This window comes from Sulfitobacter sp. (genome assembly GCF_039977885.1).
Classification (GTDB): domain Bacteria; phylum Pseudomonadota; class Alphaproteobacteria; order Rhodobacterales; family Rhodobacteraceae; genus Sulfitobacter.
In genome coordinates this window covers 18313-34101 of record NZ_JBDWCI010000019.1, presented here as the reverse complement: position 1 = coordinate 34101, position 15789 = coordinate 18313, and the positions used below count along the sequence as shown (strand labels likewise).

At 56.0% G+C, this 15789-nt stretch carries 16 protein-coding genes; 10 read left to right on the top strand and 6 right to left on the bottom strand.

What is annotated here, in order from left to right; translation table 11 throughout:
• The first annotated feature begins 109 nt into the window (after positions 1-109).
• The 10 genes from ABJM03_RS13325 (at position 110) to ABJM03_RS13280 (ending at position 10370) form a co-directional block, all read left to right on the top strand.
• Positions 110-1483 (top strand): trypsin-like peptidase domain-containing protein, encoded by a 1374-nt coding sequence (locus ABJM03_RS13325; protein WP_348418256.1) that lies wholly within the window; start codon positions 110-112, stop codon positions 1481-1483.
• 4 nt (positions 1484-1487) lie between these two features.
• Positions 1488-2795, top strand: a complete 1308-nt coding sequence (locus tag ABJM03_RS13320) for a replication-associated recombination protein A (RefSeq protein WP_348418254.1) — start codon at positions 1488-1490, stop codon at positions 2793-2795.
• 42 nt (positions 2796-2837) lie between these two features.
• Positions 2838-3218: a fluoride efflux transporter CrcB gene (gene crcB / locus ABJM03_RS13315; RefSeq protein WP_348418252.1), complete on the top strand. Its 381-nt coding sequence runs from the start codon at positions 2838-2840 to the stop codon at positions 3216-3218.
• Positions 3215-4264 carry an RluA family pseudouridine synthase gene (locus tag ABJM03_RS13310; RefSeq protein WP_348418250.1) on the top strand — a complete coding sequence of 350 codons (1050 nt, stop codon included), beginning with the start codon at positions 3215-3217 and terminating at the stop codon, positions 4262-4264. The genes crcB and ABJM03_RS13310 overlap by 4 nt, the downstream gene beginning before the upstream one ends.
• Positions 4261-4941 (top strand): HAD-IA family hydrolase, encoded by a 681-nt coding sequence (locus ABJM03_RS13305; RefSeq protein WP_348418249.1) that lies wholly within the window; start codon positions 4261-4263, stop codon positions 4939-4941. The genes ABJM03_RS13310 and ABJM03_RS13305 overlap by 4 nt, the downstream gene beginning before the upstream one ends.
• Positions 4942-4944: 3 nt before the next feature.
• Entirely contained in the window at positions 4945-5658 is a 714-nt protein-coding gene (locus ABJM03_RS13300; RefSeq protein WP_348418247.1) for an ATP12 family protein, read from the top strand.
• 198 nt (positions 5659-5856) lie between these two features.
• Complete coding sequence (locus ABJM03_RS13295) at positions 5857-6873, top strand: amino acid ABC transporter substrate-binding protein (RefSeq protein ID WP_348418245.1); 1017 nt, start codon at positions 5857-5859, stop codon at positions 6871-6873.
• A gap of 125 nt (positions 6874-6998) precedes the next feature.
• Positions 6999-8237 (top strand): ABC transporter permease subunit, encoded by a 1239-nt coding sequence (locus ABJM03_RS13290; RefSeq protein ID WP_348418243.1) that lies wholly within the window; start codon positions 6999-7001, stop codon positions 8235-8237.
• Between the two features lies 1 nt (position 8238).
• Entirely contained in the window at positions 8239-9564 is a 1326-nt protein-coding gene (locus ABJM03_RS13285; protein ID WP_348418241.1) for an amino acid ABC transporter permease, read from the top strand.
• Between the two features lie 41 nt (positions 9565-9605).
• Complete coding sequence (locus tag ABJM03_RS13280) at positions 9606-10370, top strand: amino acid ABC transporter ATP-binding protein (protein WP_348418239.1); 765 nt, start codon at positions 9606-9608, stop codon at positions 10368-10370.
• A gap of 47 nt (positions 10371-10417) precedes the next feature.
• Here ABJM03_RS13280 and ABJM03_RS13275 read toward each other — a convergent pair whose 3' ends face one another.
• The 6 genes from ABJM03_RS13275 to yidC are packed head-to-tail and all read right to left on the bottom strand — an operon-like array spanning position 10418 to position 15690.
• Positions 10418-10912: a histidine phosphatase family protein gene (locus ABJM03_RS13275; RefSeq protein ID WP_348418237.1), complete on the bottom strand. Its 495-nt coding sequence runs from the start codon at positions 10910-10912 to the stop codon at positions 10418-10420.
• Positions 10909-11571 (bottom strand): ferredoxin, encoded by a 663-nt coding sequence (locus ABJM03_RS13270; protein ID WP_348418236.1) that lies wholly within the window; start codon positions 11569-11571, stop codon positions 10909-10911. Before ABJM03_RS13270 ends, ABJM03_RS13275 begins: the two co-directional genes overlap by 4 nt.
• A gap of 5 nt (positions 11572-11576) precedes the next feature.
• The gene (gene argB / locus ABJM03_RS13265) at positions 11577-12440 is read right to left on the bottom strand and encodes an acetylglutamate kinase (RefSeq protein ID WP_348418235.1); all 864 of its coding nucleotides are present in this window, start codon (positions 12438-12440) and stop codon (positions 11577-11579) included.
• A gap of 36 nt (positions 12441-12476) precedes the next feature.
• The gene (gene yihA / locus ABJM03_RS13260; RefSeq protein ID WP_348418233.1) at positions 12477-13127 is read right to left on the bottom strand and encodes a ribosome biogenesis GTP-binding protein YihA/YsxC; all 651 of its coding nucleotides are present in this window, start codon (positions 13125-13127) and stop codon (positions 12477-12479) included.
• A complete protein-coding gene (locus tag ABJM03_RS13255) occupies positions 13127-13864 on the bottom strand; it encodes an MOSC N-terminal beta barrel domain-containing protein (protein ID WP_348418231.1) in 738 nt (245 codons plus the stop codon). Before ABJM03_RS13255 ends, yihA begins: the two co-directional genes overlap by 1 nt.
• On the bottom strand, positions 13864-15690 hold the full coding sequence (gene yidC / locus ABJM03_RS13250) for a membrane protein insertase YidC (protein WP_348418229.1): 1827 nt from the start codon (positions 15688-15690) through the stop codon (positions 13864-13866). The genes ABJM03_RS13255 and yidC overlap by 1 nt, the downstream gene beginning before the upstream one ends.
• Positions 15691-15789 lie beyond the last annotated feature (99 nt).

The following is a 15789-nucleotide window of genomic DNA, read 5'->3' as shown; positions in this document are numbered from 1 at the left end:
AGCCCTGCCATTTGGCGGGGCTTTTTTTGTGTCGGTTGTGCATGAGTATTTTGGGCTAAGGGAAATAGAGTGGTTGCATGAACGCAGAGGGCTGCGCATATCTTAAGCTATGAAATATCTAGCTCTCATCCTCGCCTTTTGTGCCAGCACCCTTAGCGCACAAGAAGTCCCTCAATCGGCCGCACAGATGCAGCTCAGTTTTGTACCATTGGTCAAGCAGGCCACCCCGGCGGTGGTCAGCATCTATGCCAAGATCATAACGCAGGAACGGCGCACACCGCTCCAAAGTGATCCGTTTTTCGAACGCTTCTTTCGAGAGCAGGCCGCACCACGGCCAAGAGTTCAGAATTCGCTCGGATCCGGTGTGATCCTGTCGGCTGACGGGATTGTTGTGTCGAACTACCATGTGGTGGGCATGGCGACGGAGATCACGGTTGTGCTGAGTGACCGGAGGGAGTTTTCTGCGCATGTTCTGCTTGGGGATGCCGAGGCTGACCTTGCTATTCTCAAGATTGATGCCCCCGAAGATCTTCCGTTTTTGCCTTTGCGTGACAGTGACAGCGTCGAAGTGGGAGAGCTGGCCTTGGCCATCGGGAACCCTTTCGGTGTCGGGCAGACAGTCAGTAGCGGGATCGTGTCGGGGCTTGCGCGGTCAGGCGTGTCCGGTGACACGGGAAGGGGATATTTCATCCAGACTGACGCGCCGATTAACCCCGGGAACTCCGGAGGCGCGTTGATTGACATGGCGGGGCGGCTGATCGGTGTGAATACCTCTATTTTGACGCGCTCTGGCGGCTCTAACGGGATTGGTTTTGCCATTCCGGCGGATCTGATTGCGGCCTTTGTGGCGCAAGCGGAGGAGGGCCAGACCGAGTTTGCGCGCCCGTGGGCTGGTGTGAGCGGTCAGTTGCTTGATTCGGATATGGCTGCGACGCTGGGCCTTGATCGTTCGGGAGGTATTATTCTGTCAGGATTGCATCAGGCCAGCCCGTTCCGGCAGGCGGGGCTAGAGGTGGGGGACGTGATTGTTGAGGTCGGCGGCGAGCAGGTAAATACCCCCTCCGAGATGATCTACCGGATGGGGGTGGCCGGCGTGGAAAAGCAGGTCGAGATACGCTATCTACGCGGCAGCCAGGAGCACAGCACGCGGGTCCGTTTGATGCCCGCACCTGATTTGCCCTCGCGCGATATGCGGATCATGAAGGAACCACATCCCTTTGCGGGCTTGACGCTTGTGCGGATTAATCCGGCAGTCTTGGCCGAGTTGAGCCTGCGGCTGGAGATCGAAGGTGTGGCGGTTTCCGAGACTGGTGCGGGTGCAGCGCGGGCCGGGCTGCGCGTTGGTGACGTGATTCAGGCTATTAACGGTGTAGAGATGGCGCACCCTGATGAGGTGGTTGATGCTCTGTCACAGGGGCAGCGGCATCTTGAGATGGTCGTCCTGCGCGGCACACGGCGCATTACCATGCGCTTCAGAGGTTAGGCGGTTGGCCGATTTATTTGGCAGCGCTTCCGTGCCGGAACAAACCGGCCACCGTCCGCTTGCCGATCGCTTGCGACCGCAGACATTGGGGGAGGTAATTGGCCAGCCTCAGGTCATCGGCCCCGAAGCACCTCTCACGGTGATGCTCGAAGGTGGCGCATTGAGTTCGTTGATTTTCTGGGGGCCGCCCGGTGTTGGAAAGACGACCATCGCGCGCTTGCTTGCGGATGAAACTGACCTTCATTTTGTTCAGATCAGTGCGATCTTTAGCGGGGTGCCAGAGCTGCGCCGCGTTTTTGATGCGGCCAAGATCAGGCGGCAAAACGGACAGGGGACGCTGTTGTTTGTGGATGAAATCCACCGGTTTAACAAAGCACAGCAGGACGGTTTTTTGCCACATATGGAGGATGGCACGATCCTGCTGGTGGGCGCGACAACCGAGAACCCTAGTTTTGAGCTGAACCGCGCGGTTTTGAGCCGCGCTCAGGTCTTGGTGCTGGAGCGGCTAGGTCAACAGGATTTGGAGCTGCTGGTGGCCCGTGCTGAGGCCGAGCTCGAGGTGGGTTTGCCGTTGGACGCGGGCGCGCGGCAGGCGTTGTTGGATATGGCTGATGGTGACGGGCGTGCTTTACTTAACCTGATCGAACAAGTTGCTGCATGGAAAACGGACGCCCCGTTGGATAAGGCGGCGCTTGGGAGGCGGTTGAGCAAACGTGCCGCGCAATATGATAAAGGCGGGGATGAGCACTATAACCTGATCTCGGCGTTGCATAAATCAGTGCGGGGCAGTGACCCCGATGCGGCGGTCTATTGGTTTGCGCGTATGTTGGAGGGTGGCGAGGATCCGCGCTATCTTGCGCGGCGGTTTGTGCGGATGGCGGTTGAGGACATCGGTTTGGCCGACCCGCAGGCACAGGCCGTATGCCTGCAAAGCTGGGACACCTACGAGCGGCTCGGCTCGCCGGAGGGCGAGTTGGCACTGTCGCAGGCGGTGATCTATCTTGCCTTAGCCCCCAAGAGTAACGCGAATTATGTGGCCTATAAAGCAGCGCGGCGCGCGGCCAGGGCAACGGGATCGGCACCGCCGCCAAAGCATATCCTCAATGCGCCCACCTCTATGATGAAAGAACAGGGGTTCGGTGCGGGTTATGCTTATGATCATGATGCAGAGGATGGGTTTTCGGGGCAGAACTATTTCCCCGATGAAATGGAGCGACCGGCGCTGTATCAACCGGTCGAGCGCGGGTTCGAGCGGGATTTGAAAAAGCGGGTCGACTATTTCGCCAAGCTGCGTTTGCAGCGCGAAACGTAACACACAGTTGACTCTGCGGGCCATGCGCGCGATGGGGACTGCATGATTTCAACTGTTTCTCTTGTCGCCCTTGGTGGGGCTATTGGTGCTTCACTGCGCTATCTTGTCGGGCTTGGCATGATCCGTTTGATTGGTATCACGGCATTTCCGCTGCCTATTATAACGGTCAATATTCTTGGCTCGGTTATGATGGGGGTGTTTGTCGTGGCTGCCGCTCAAAAGGGGCTGACCCATCTTAGCCCGCTTGTGATGACCGGTATGCTGGGTGGGTTTACGACATTTTCGTCCTTTTCGCTTGAAACAGTGAATTTGATCGAACGCGGGCAGATTGGAACGGCGGCGACCTATGTGGCGCTGTCAGTGGGGCTTAGCATCGGTGGGCTGATGTTGGGGCTGTGGTTTGCCAGAGGAATATTCGTATGAGCCGTGTTCAAATTCTTACCATTGCCGAGGGCGACGGCGACCAACGGTTGGACCGTTGGTTTAAATCGGTCTTTCCGCATGTGCCTCAAGGGCGGATCGAGAAAATGTGCCGCAAGGGTGAAATCCGTGTGGATGGAGGGCGTGTAAAGGGCTCTACCCGTGTGGAGGTTGGCCAACAGGTGCGGATTCCTCCGCTGCCAACGGGCGAGGCACCACCGCCGCCAAAACGGACGACCGTCACGGATGCCGAGGCCAAGATGATCCGCGCTTGCGTCATTTACCGTGACGATCATGTGATTGCATTAAACAAGCCGCCTGGTCTGCCTGTTCAGGGTGGATCAGGGCAGGGGGAGCGGCATGTTGATGCGCTCTCTGAGGCGTTGATGTTTGATCTGGATGAAAAGCCGCGGCTTGTGCACCGTTTGGATAAAGATACCTCTGGTGTTTTGGTCCTCGCGCGCACGCGCGAAGCGGCCAAGGCATTGACCGCCAATTTCCGCCACCGCGAGACCCGCAAGATTTACTGGGCGGCTGTCGCTGGTGCACCGCATCCGCGCAATGGCACGATTAAATTTGGTTTGGTCAAAGCAGGCGGTCATGGCCAGCGTGGCGAAGGTGAGAAAATGTATGCCGTCCATCCTCGCGATGTTGATGACACCGAAGGAGCAAAGCGCGCTACAACCGATTATTCCTTGATGGAACAGGTGGGCACGCGTGCGTCTTGGATGGCGCTGAGCCCTGTTACGGGGCGTACCCACCAGCTGCGTGTGCATATGGCCGAGATCGGGCACCCGATCATTGGCGACGGTAAATACGGCGGCTCTGGTCAAGAAAATATGGGCGATGGATGGGGCGCGCAGCTGGGAGGGGATATCTCGAAGAAATTGCACCTGCATGCGCGTAGCTTGACGATTCAGCACCCTGCGACAAAAGCGATGCTTAATCTGGTGGCCCCGCTGCCGGATCACATGCAGCGCACGTGGGATACTTTTGACTGGCACACGAAATTCGCGCCTGCCGATCCGTTTGGAGACACATGGGGATGAGCGGGACGCCTTTGCGTTTGGTCATCTTTGATGTGGATGGCACGCTGGTCGACAGTCAGGGTGATATTCTGGGGGCGATGCAGCTTGCGTTTGCATCTGAAGGCTTGCCTGTGCCCCCGCGTGAGGCCGTTCTTGGCGTTGTTGGTCTGTCACTTGATATCTTGATGCCACAGCTGGCACCGGAGCAGGATGCGGGCACACAGGCGCGTTTGGTGCAGGCGTATAAGGATGCTTATATGACCCTGCGTGCTGATACATCGCGCGGGCCTTCTTCGCCTTTCTATCCCGGTGCACGTGCCGCGCTAGAGCAGTTGCAGGCACAGCCGGATACGCTTTTGGGTGTTGCCACGGGTAAATCGCGGCGCGGCTTGGACAAGTTGCTTGAGGCGCATGATCTGCAGGACATGTTTGTGACCCAGCAGGTTGCGGATTTTCACCCCTCCAAGCCAAATCCCGCAATGCTTTTGGAGGCATTGCGTGAGACCGGGGTACGGGCACAGGACGCTGTTATGGTGGGTGATACGAGTTTTGACATGGAGATGGCAGCTTCGGCCGGCATTTGTGGAATCGCGGTGGACTGGGGCTATCACCCGGCATCCCGGTTGGGTGCTGCGCGGCATAAATTGGCGCGGTTCGAAGATCTGGCTCCCCTGCTTGATACGATCTGGACGGAGTGAGACATGGGTGATTGGAAAGCCAAACGGTTCTGGAAAACGGTGGACGTTGTATCGGGTGATGACGGCTTTGCTGTCGTTCTGGATGGCCGCCCGGTCAAGACACCTGCAAAGCGCCCTCTGCAACTGCCCACGCGGGGCTTGGCGGAAGCGGTTGCTGTTGAATGGGATGCCCAAGAGGATGTGATCAATCCCGCCACAATGCCAGCGACCCGCACGGCGAATGCGGCACTTGATAAGGTGAGCATACAACACGCCGAGGTCGCAGAGATGCTGGCCGCCTATGGCGATAGTGATCTGTTGTGCTATCGTGCAGAATCGCCAGAAGAACTGGTGGCACGGCAGGCCGCGCATTGGGATCCGATGCTGGCATGGGCCGAGGCAACACTGGGGGCGCCTTTGGCCTCTCGCACCGGTGTGATGCATATCCCTCAAGCGGCTGATTCTATTTCTGTCCTACGGGCGCGAACACATGCGCTGAGCGATTTTGAACTGGCCGCCTTTCACGATCTGGTCAGCCTGTCCGGTTCGCTTGTTCTTGGCTTTGCCGCGGCCCTTAAAGCACGTCCTGTGGATGAGCTTTGGGCGCTATCGCGGTTGGATGAGACATGGCAGGAAGAACAGTGGGGCGAGGACGATGATGCCACCGCTCTGGCCTTGGTAAAACGGGAAGCATTTATGCACGCGGATCGTATGTTTGCCCTCGCTCAGGTTGAATAGCTGATAATTCAATCTGAGTAGCGTTTCATGAGGAATGAGACTGGTGTTTTTAGTACAGCGGCACTTGACCTTCCTGTGCAAAGTAGAAGACACTTACTGCCACTATGCAGGGCGAACCTGCGGAGTATCACCACCGGTGTTGTAAAAAGCATCGGAGTATTCGCCCAAAAAGTGGCGGAAAATCAGGAAGAGGTACAAATGAAAAAATCAATTATTCTTGGCGCACTCACGATTGCCGGTTTGACTGCAGGTGCAGCAGCCGCCGCAACGCTGGATGACGTCAAAGCGCGCGGCAAGCTGAACTGCGGCGTGACAACAGGTCTGGTTGGCTTTGCTGCACCGGACGCAAACGGCGAATGGCAGGGTTTTGACGTTTCCGTATGTCGCGCTGTTGCCGCGGCTGTTCTGGGCGATGCGACTGCTGTCGAATTTATCCCGACAACCGGTAAGACTCGCTTTACTGCTTTGGCATCGGGTGAGATCGACCTGCTGGCGCGTAACACCACATGGACATTCTCCCGTGACGTCGACCTGAAGTTCGATTTCGTCGGCGTGAACTACTATGACGGCCAAGGCTTCATGGTTCCAAAAGAGCTGGGTGTTTCCTCGGCCAAAGATCTTGATGGTGCGACAGTCTGTATCCAGACCGGTACAACAACCGAGCTGAACCTTGCTGACTTCTTCCGCTCCAACAACATCAGCTACGAGCCTGTGCCAATCGAGACAAACGCCGAAGCACAGCAGCAGTACCTTGCCGGTGCATGTGACGTTTACACAACCGATGCGTCCGGCCTTGCGTCCACGCGTGCCACATTCGAAAACCCCGATGAGCACATTCTGCTGCCGGAAATCGTATCCAAAGAGCCACTCGGCCCACTGGTACGTCACGGTGACAACGAATGGGGCGATATCGCTCGCTGGACACTCAACGCACTGATCGCAGCTGAAGAGCTGGGTGTGTCTTCCACAAATGTTGCTGAAATGGCCACAAGCACCACAAACCCAGAAGTCGCGCGTCTGCTCGGCTCCGAAGGTGGCCTGGGCGAAATGCTTGGCCTCGACGCTCAATGGGCGATGCGTGCGATCCAAACGCAAGGCAACTACGGTGAGATCTTCGAGAAGAACATCGGCGAATCCACACCAATCGGTCTGGCGCGTGGTTTGAACGCACAATGGACAGACGGCGGCCTGCTGTACACTGCTCCTTTCCGCTAAACTCTAATGCAAAGGGCGCGGTGTATGCCGCGCCCTTTGTGCATTGCTACACCTAAAAAAGTAAACTGATCCGGCACAGACGTCACAAGGCGCAAGTACTATCCGGATCTACGGGGATACATCTAATGTCAACACTCTCGGACCCTCCAAAGGGCTCGTTCCGGCTATCTATGCTGTTGAACGACACGCGTTACCGATCCATGACATTGCAAGCCATTGCGGCCATTTTGCTGGCGCTTGCGCTGGCTTATCTTTATCGCAACCTTGCTGCAAACCTATCCGCTGCGGGTCTGAATATCTCATTCTCGTTTCTGGGAAGTTCAGCCGGTTACGACATTAACCAAACGCTGATTGATTACAACAGCCAGGATTCGAATCTGCGCGCTGCTGTCGTCGGTATCTTGAATACGCTGCTTGTTGCATTTCTGGCCTGCGTGACCGCGACTGTTTTGGGCGTGATCGCGGGGGTTTTGCGCCTGTCCAATAACTGGTTGGTCAGCAAATTGATGGCCTTTTACGTTGAGATTTTCCGTAATATCCCAGTGCTGATCTGGATCATTATTATCTTCACGATCATGACCGCTGTGATGCCAAGCCCTCGGGATTTCCGCGGCGATGATCCTGCCAGCTCCATGCTGCTGGATTTGTTTGCCTTTACCAATCGCGGCGTTTATGTGCCCGGGCCCTATTTCACACGCGGTGTTGGCGGGGCGGACGGCAGCATTATCAATTGGCTTCTGGTTATCGCGACACTTGTTGGTTCGTTGTTCGCCACACGTTTCTTTACGAAACGGGCCAACAGCATTCAGGAAGACACCGGCGTACGCCCCAATACACTCTGGGTTAATCTGGCCATCTGGTTCGCTCCGATCATCATCCTGTGCTTGATCCTTGGCCTTAGCTGGGAAATTCCTGCGCTCAAAGGCTTCAACTTTTCTGGTGGCATTAAGGTCGGTGGCCCATTGATCGCTCTTTGGTTCGCTTTGTCGATCTATACCGGTGCTTTTATCGCGGAAAACGTTCGCGCAGGTATTCAGGCGGTGTCCAAAGGTCAGACAGAAGCTGCGGCCGCGCTTGGCTTGCGCTCTGGCCGGATTATGAATCTTGTTGTGCTGCCACAAGCATTGCGGGTGATTATCCCCCCGCTGATTTCGCAATACCTCAACATCACTAAGAACTCGTCTTTGGCGATTGCTGTTGGCTATGCCGACATCACCGCCACTCTGGGGGGCATTACGCTTAACCAGACGGGTCGTGCGATTGAATGTGTACTGCTGTTGATGTTGTTCTATCTTGTGATCTCGCTGCTGATCTCGACGTTTATGAACATCTACAACAGCTCAATGAAACTGAAGGAGCGCTGAGATGTCAGACACACATGAACATGCCAACATCGCTTTTGTGCGTACTGACACGCTTCCCCAGCAGGCGGCTCCGGCGAGTGCTGCGGGGCCTCTGAAATGGGTGAAAGACAATCTGTTTGCCACATGGCCTAACGCGCTGCTCACGGTTGCGGCTGCTTATATCATCTATTTGATCTTAGGTGGGGCGTTGCCCTGGATTGCGGGCGGCGTATGGTCGACGACGTCTTTGGCCGAATGCCGCGAGATTTTGCAGGGCCAGTCGGCTGCGTGCTTCTCTGTTCTTACAGAGCGTTGGCACCAGTTGATCTATGGGTTCAAATACCCAACGGACGCGCGCTTTGAGAACGTTATCATGCAATATTGGCGCCCGAACTTGGCGTTCTTGCTGATCGCTCCTGCGCTGGCTCCTGTGCTTTTCTTCGACCTTCCACGCAAGCTGCTGATCTTTACGGCCTTGTTCCCCTTTGTTGCTTTCTGGTTGATCTGGGGCGGGACAATCTGGACGCCAATTTTTGCTCTGGTCGGATTTGTTGCGGGCTATGTGGTTTATTCCCGTCTTGTGACGCGTAGCTTTGCGTTTGGCTTCTTTGGCGGCATCGCTGCAGCCTTGGTTGTCTGGTATATCGGCGGGGCAATTGCTGCAGCGCTTGCGCCGGAAACCCCATTGCTCCCAAGTGTGAATTCGCGGGATCTGGGGGGCTTCATGCTCAACTTGATGCTGGGTCTGGTCTGCGTTTCCTTGTCGGTTCCGTTGGGCATCGCTTTGGCATTGGGACGGCAAAGCTCCATGCCGCTGATCAAGTGGATTTGCGTGATCTTCATCGAATTTATTCGTGGGGTACCGCTGATTACACTGCTCTTCGTGGCAAGCGTGATGCTGTCTTATTTCTTCCCGCCTGAGCAGACCGTTGATCTGTTTATCCGCGTGGTGATCATGATCACCATGTTCTCCGCTGCCTATATCGCCGAGGTGATACGGGGTGGTTTGGCAGCGTTGCCTAAAGGGCAGTATGAAGCGGCAGACAGTCTGGGCCTCGATTACCCGCAAGCGATGCGTTTGATCATCTTGCCTCAAGCGCTGAAGATTTCGATTCCGGGCATCGTGAATATCGCCGTGGGTCTGTTCAAGGACACCACATTGGTTTCGGTCATCTCGATGTTCGATCTTCTGGGCATGATCCGCGGTCCAATTCTGGCCTCCACCGAGTGGAACGGGGTCTATTGGGAGCTTTTGGGCTTCGCCGCGCTTTTGTTCTTCGTCGTCTGCTACGGCATTTCTCAATATTCGCAGTGGCTGGAACGCCGCCTTGCGACTGATCACCGCTAAGTGCGTCTTAGTGGATCTGTATAAAATAGGGAGGCCACATCATGGCTGATACCAAACTCAAAGTGTCCGACAAGGTCGCAATTTCCATCCAGAACATGAACAAGTGGTACGGTACGTTCCACGTGCTGCGTGACATTGATCTGACGGTGTATCAGGGCGAGCGTATCGTGATCTGCGGGCCGTCAGGCTCGGGTAAATCCACGCTCATCCGTTGCATTAACGCGCTGGAAGAGCATCAGAAGGGCTCGATCGAGGTCGACGGCACGCTGCTGTCATCTGATCTCAAAAACATCGACAAGATCCGTTCAGAAGTGGGCATGTGCTTTCAGCACTTCAACCTGTTCCCGCATCTGAGCATTCTGGACAACCTCACATTGGCTCCGATCTGGGTACGTAAGACACCCAAGAAGGAAGCCGAGGAAGTCGCGATGCACTACCTCGAAAAGGTGAAGATCCCTGATCAGGCGGACAAGTTCCCTGGCCAGCTTTCGGGTGGTCAGCAGCAGCGTGTGGCCATTGCGCGTTCCTTGTGCATGAAGCCGCGTATCATGTTGTTTGATGAACCAACCTCGGCGCTTGACCCTGAGATGATCAAGGAAGTGCTCGACACTATGATCGAGCTTGCCGAAGAAGGCATGACCATGCTCTGCGTTACCCATGAGATGGGTTTTGCCCGTCAGGTGGCCAACCGCGTTATCTTTATGGACCAAGGCCAGATCGTTGAGCAGAACGAGCCGGAAGCCTTCTTTAACAACCCGCAAAGCCCACGCACACAGTTGTTCCTGAGCCAGATTCTGGGCCACTAAGCGCGGCTTAATGCGAGAAGTTGAAGGGCGGCGGGAAACCTCCGCCCTTATGCGTTCAGATCACGGGGCACTATGAAATCGACAACTGTCCCTGTGTTCATGCGCAATGAGGCCCATGTTTCGATGTCAAAATCGGCAACCAGAAGGGCACATGTCGGATAGCGAAAGAATTGCGGATGATCCGGCACTTTATCCAGAAGCATTTCGGCCAGCATCGCACACCCGGGATTATGCCCGATAATCATCACACATTCTTCAGACTGGCGTTTGAGGGTTGCCGCCATTTGGTCAGGCTCAGCCAGATAAAGCTTGCGGGTGATCGTTTGCTCGACGTTTTGTAATGCGAGAAGGTCAAGCGTTTCCACCGTCCGTTTGGCATCCGAGCACAGCACGTGATCGGGGGACAGGTGTTGGCTGTGCAGGTATTGGCTCATCAGTTGTGCCGCCTGTTGGCCGCGTGCATTCAACCGGCGTTCATGGTCCGAAGCATCCAGATCGGACCAGTCGGATTTGGCGTGTCGTATGAGGATTAGGCGTTTCATCCAAGCTCTCCTTTGAATGCGCGCATGTGGTGTGCGGATTGCGCTATGGCGCGGCCGAATGATTGGCTGACAGGGCATGCACGACGGACTGCACAGCCGAGAGTGACACAGCTATCCCCCTTGTCTGTGGCCAGATAGGATTTGCATGCAGGCACATCATAGGGATGCAGCTCCGACAGTGCATCAACAGGGCATGCCGTCAGGCAAGGGCGGTCGGTGCAGTCATCACAGGGATTGCTGAGGCGCATGTCGGGCAGGGGGAGGCATCGGTCAAATACCAATGCGCCTCGGTAAGAGATCATAAGGCCGCTACGGTAATGGACCAACATTCCAACAGGGCTGTCAAAAGCCTCACCCGTTTGTTTGGCCCAGGATAGGAACGGGGCATAGGGCGGACCACCAAAGGGGAAGATGACGTCTTGGGCACCAGCAGCCTGCATTATCTCGGGCATAACCCGCTTCGACCAGCGATCTACCGGATCAACCTTGGCATCCGAAAACTCTCGCGTTTCGATAAATTTGTCCCAGAATGTCGCGGCTGTTCCTAGCAGTACAATAGTTTGCTCAGCCTCAATATGGCCACCCCCCATGGTCATCAGGCCGTAAGGGGCTGCAATGCCTTCTATCCTGTCCAACAGGGGCTGTGAGGGAGCGGACAAGGTGCTTATCCTGCGCGAATGATCGAGCCCGCACCATGTTCCGTAAACAGCTCTAGCAAGCAGGCATTGGGGGCGCGACCGTCAAGAATAACACTGGCTCGCACCCCGGCACTAAGCGCGTCCAGAGCGGTCTGTGTTTTGGGGATCATGCCACCGGCGATAGTGCCGTCAGCTGTCATTTCGCCGATTTGTGACGCAGTCAGCTCGGTCAGCACCTCGCCTGCGGCATTCTTTACGCCTGAGACATCAGTCAACAGCAGCAAGCGGTCGGCCTTGAGCGCGGCAGCAATCGCGCCGGCAGCTGTGTCACCATTGATGTTGAAGGTCTCGCCATTCCGTCCCATGCCCAAGGGCGCGATCACGGGGATCAGCTCTTTCTCGGCCATGTCTAGCAATAGGCGTGGATTGACCGCTGTGGGCTTGCCAACAAGGCCAAGCGCTGGGTCTTCGGGCTCGCAGATGATCAGGCCGCTATCCTTACCGGAAACCCCCACGGCACGGCCGCCCTGAGATGAGATGGCTTGCACGATTTTGGCGTTCACGAGGCCAGAGAGGACCATCTCGACCACTTCCATGGTCGCGGCATCGGTGACGCGTTTGCCGTTCACAAATTCGGATTTGATGTTCAACCGGCCAAGCATGTCGTTGATCATTGGGCCGCCGCCATGCACGATCACGGGATTAACCCCCACCTGCCGCATCAGCACAACATCGCGCGCGAACTCTTCCATGGCCTCATCGCTGCCCATGGCATGGCCGCCTAATTTGATCACAACAGTCGCGTCATTATAGCGCTGCATATAGGGCAGCGCTTGTGAAAGAGTGGCAGCGGTGGCGGCCCAGTCGCGGTTCATTTCTTGTTTTCTCATATCTGTGGTCCCGTTCTCTTGCGGGATCATAGGCGCTTATTCGAGCGTGGCAATCACAGAGCGCAATGTAGGGATGCCCCAGCCCTTTTCTGACGAGGTCACGATAATCTCGGGGTAGGCTGCGGGGTGTTTGGCCAGCGCGCCGCGAACCTGTGTCAGGATTTTTTCCCGCTCTACCTCTTTGACCTTATCCGCCTTGGTCAATACCGCCTGAAATGTCACAGCGGAACTGTCGAGGAGGCTCATAATTTCATCATCGACGGCTTTCACGCCGTGGCGTGCATCAATCAGAACAAAGGCGCGGCGCAGGGTCTGACGGCCTTGGAGGAATTGTTTAAGCAGGCGCTGCCATTTTTCGACAACGGGCAGGGGGGCATTTGCATAGCCATAACCGGGCAGATCGACGAGGTAGAGCGATTCGCCAGCGGTGAAATAATTGATCTCTTGGGTCCGGCCGGGGGTGTTTGACGCGCGTGCCAAGGCCTTCATGCCCGTAAGCGCATTGATGAGGGTGGACTTCCCCACATTCGAACGGCCAGCAAAGCATACTTCGATCCGGTCTGCCTCTGGCAGGCCAGACATGGCGACAACGCCTTTAACGAACTCGGTCTCCCCCGCGAATAACAGGCGTCCGCGTTCGAGTGTGTATGCGTCGGGTTCTTCAGCAAGCGGGAAGGGCAGTTGCATCAAATAAGCTCCAATTGGTCGCCAATAGCGACTTCGCCGGATTGGATAACACTGGCGTAAACGCCGAAATCCTGATGGCCAAGTGAGTTGAGTGCCTTGAGCGTATCTACATCACGCAGGCCGGTGTCAGTGTTTGCTGTAGTCGCCTTACAACGTTTGATGCGGTCTACCACTTTGAGCCGTGCCGTGCCAAGCGTTAGCTCGCGTCCGATCCAGTCGAATTCTTGCCAAGCCTTATCACCGTCAAACCAGAAGTTGCCGCGCCAGCGCTCGGGCTGGAGCTTGGTGCCGGTGATCGCGTGGACGGCGGCGTGCGACGCGATGTTGTTGAGAGACACCGAAGGGAAGGGCGTATCGGTAAAGCCGCGCGCGGCTAGTTTGAATACATGGGCAGGCATCGCACGGTTCGGGGCACACAACGCGCTTACCCATTCGAGCAGCTTTGCGCTTTGGGTGTCGGGCTGCACGGTGAGGTCGGGCTGGTCCGGGTGGCTTAGGGTGATTGTTTGGCTGGCTTCATCCAGCCTTGCAGAAATAGCCATCAAGGCCGGCGTTTTTGAGCCGATGCTGAAGTTTTGGCAGGCGGCCCAACTGCTACCGTCTGCCTTTGTCGCGTCATGGGCAATGGCCCAAAGACGGTCATAGGGCATGGATTGCCCCTCAAGTAGGGAAACACGATCTAGCGTTTCACGCCCATGGCTTTTTATCGGGTGGCGCCAGATCGTGTTGATTTTCATTACTTGCTCGTTTCAGTGTCGGCCTTTTTGCCACGGCTGCCTTTGATATTGCCCAAAAGGTCGGGTTTGTAGCCCTGTGAGCGCATGATCAAATACTGCTGGGTAAAGGTGATTGTGTTGTTGGCGATCCAGTACACAACAAGGCCAGAGGCAAAGCCACCCAACATGAACATGAAGACCCAAGGCATCCAGGCAAAGATCATCTTTTGTGTGGGGTCCGTAGGAGCGGGGTTCAGCTTTTGCTGCAGGAACATCGAAATCCCCAGCAGAAGCGGCAGAATGCCGATGAACACCAGCGCCATTACGCTACCGGCTTCGGGGGCACCCCAGGGCAGAAGGCCGAACAGGTTAAAGAGCGATGTCGGGTCAGGGGAGCTGAGATCACGGAAGGGGCCGAAGAAGGGTGCGTGACGCAGTTCGATTGTGACAAAGATCACTTTGTAGAGCGAGAAGAAGATCGGAATCTGCATGAGGATTGGCAAACAACCGGCAGCAGGGTTCACTTTTTCCTTTTTGTACAGCGCCATCATGCCCTGTTGAAGTTTTGCACGGTCGTCGCCGGCATCTTCTTTGAGCTTCTCCATTTTTGGTTGAAGCTCTTTCATCTTGGCCATTGAGACGTATGATTTATAGGCCAGCGGGAACAGCAGCGCCTTGATAAACAACGTCAAACCAATGATCGCGATCCCCATGTTGCCAATCAGGATGTTGAGGTGGTGCAACAGCCAGAAGATCGGCTTGGTCAGGAATGAAAACCAACCCCAGTCAATCGCGTCGACGAAGTTGTATACGCCTGCATCCTCGTAAGCTTTGAGAACATCCCATTCCTTGGCACCGGCAAAGAAGCGGCTGGTGTTTGTCGCTGTCTGGCCGGGGGCAATCGTTTGAACGGGGTTAACGGCTTCGGTCTGGTAGATATCGCGACGCTCGTCGTATTTTGAGACCGACTTGAAGGGGCTGTTCTGATCGGGGATCAGCACACTCATCCAGTAATGATCCGTGAAGCCGATCCAGCCATTGTCGAGAATGTCTTGTTCTTCGGTACGTGCGCCGGCATTTTGGTTGAAATCAAAATCCTGCATTTTATCCCATTCGGTCTCGGAATATTCGCCATCAGCCATGGCGACGACGCCTTCATGCAGAATGAAGAAATTCTTGAGGTCTTGTGGAATGCCATGCCGGGCGAGCACGGCGTAAGGAGCCATGGAAACTGCTGCGCTGCCTGTGTTTTCAACGCTTTGCGTGATCGTAAACATAAAGTTGTCGTCGATCGAGATTTCCTTGCGGAATAAAAGGCCTGCGCCATTATCCCATGCGAGGGTTACAGGTGTGTCCGTGCGCAGAACATCGCCCTCGGCCAATGTCCAGGGTGTGTTTGGACCGGGCACGCTTGCGGGATCCAGCCCTGCAGTGCCTGCCCAACCATGGAGCGCATATTGCGCGCCGGGTTCGGTGGCAGGAAACAGAATCTCTACGATAGACGCATCATCGTCCAGCGAGGTGGAATAATCATTGAGCGACAATTCGTCGATGCGCCCACCAAGCAGGGACAAGGATCCGCTGACGCGGGATGTTTCGATTTCAACACGTGCCGCTGTGGCAAGAGCGCTCGAAGACGTGCTTGTGTCGGCGTTCGTCGCGGCAGGGGGCGTCGTTGTTGCCGCACTTGGTGGCGTAAGTGTGCCGTCCAAAGCGGCGCTTTCCGATATGGCCGCCTGTTCGAGTGGTGTTTCCGGCTCTGGTGGAGGGAAGAGGACAAACCATACGAGGATTACAACAAAGCTGAGTGCTGTCGCAATGATGAGGTTTTTGTTCTGGTCGTCCATTGGCACCGCCACCTGATGTCTGAAAACTGTCCGGTCGGTACACAACGCAGCGCACCAAAGGTCAAGCAGATTCGAGGTGGCTGCACCGGTTGGCGCGGA

Bases quoted from the DNA above. Each gene is read 5' to 3' on its own strand.
- ABJM03_RS13325 (WP_348418256.1), top strand. From the start codon at position 110: ATGAAATATCTAGCTCTCATCCTCGCCTTTTGTGCCAGCACCCTTAGC.
- crcB (WP_348418252.1), top strand. From the start codon at position 2,838: ATGATTTCAACTGTTTCTCTTGTCGCCCTTGGTGGGGCTATTGGTGCT.
- ABJM03_RS13310 (WP_348418250.1), top strand. From the start codon at position 3,215: ATGAGCCGTGTTCAAATTCTTACCATTGCCGAGGGCGACGGCGACCAA.
- ABJM03_RS13305 (WP_348418249.1), top strand. From the start codon at position 4,261: ATGAGCGGGACGCCTTTGCGTTTGGTCATCTTTGATGTGGATGGCACG.
- ABJM03_RS13300 (WP_348418247.1), top strand. From the start codon at position 4,945: ATGGGTGATTGGAAAGCCAAACGGTTCTGGAAAACGGTGGACGTTGTA.
- ABJM03_RS13295 (WP_348418245.1), top strand. From the start codon at position 5,857: ATGAAAAAATCAATTATTCTTGGCGCACTCACGATTGCCGGTTTGACT.
- ABJM03_RS13290 (WP_348418243.1), top strand. From the start codon at position 6,999: ATGTCAACACTCTCGGACCCTCCAAAGGGCTCGTTCCGGCTATCTATG.
- ABJM03_RS13285 (WP_348418241.1), top strand. From the start codon at position 8,239: ATGTCAGACACACATGAACATGCCAACATCGCTTTTGTGCGTACTGAC.
- ABJM03_RS13280 (WP_348418239.1), top strand. From the start codon at position 9,606: ATGGCTGATACCAAACTCAAAGTGTCCGACAAGGTCGCAATTTCCATC.
- ABJM03_RS13275 (WP_348418237.1), bottom strand. From the start codon at position 10,912: ATGAAACGCCTAATCCTCATACGACACGCCAAATCCGACTGGTCCGAT.
- argB (WP_348418235.1), bottom strand. From the start codon at position 12,440: ATGAGAAAACAAGAAATGAACCGCGACTGGGCCGCCACCGCTGCCACT.
- yihA (WP_348418233.1), bottom strand. From the start codon at position 13,127: ATGCAACTGCCCTTCCCGCTTGCTGAAGAACCCGACGCATACACACTC.
- ABJM03_RS13255 (WP_348418231.1), bottom strand. From the start codon at position 13,864: ATGAAAATCAACACGATCTGGCGCCACCCGATAAAAAGCCATGGGCGT.
- yidC (WP_348418229.1), bottom strand. From the start codon at position 15,690: ATGGACGACCAGAACAAAAACCTCATCATTGCGACAGCACTCAGCTTT.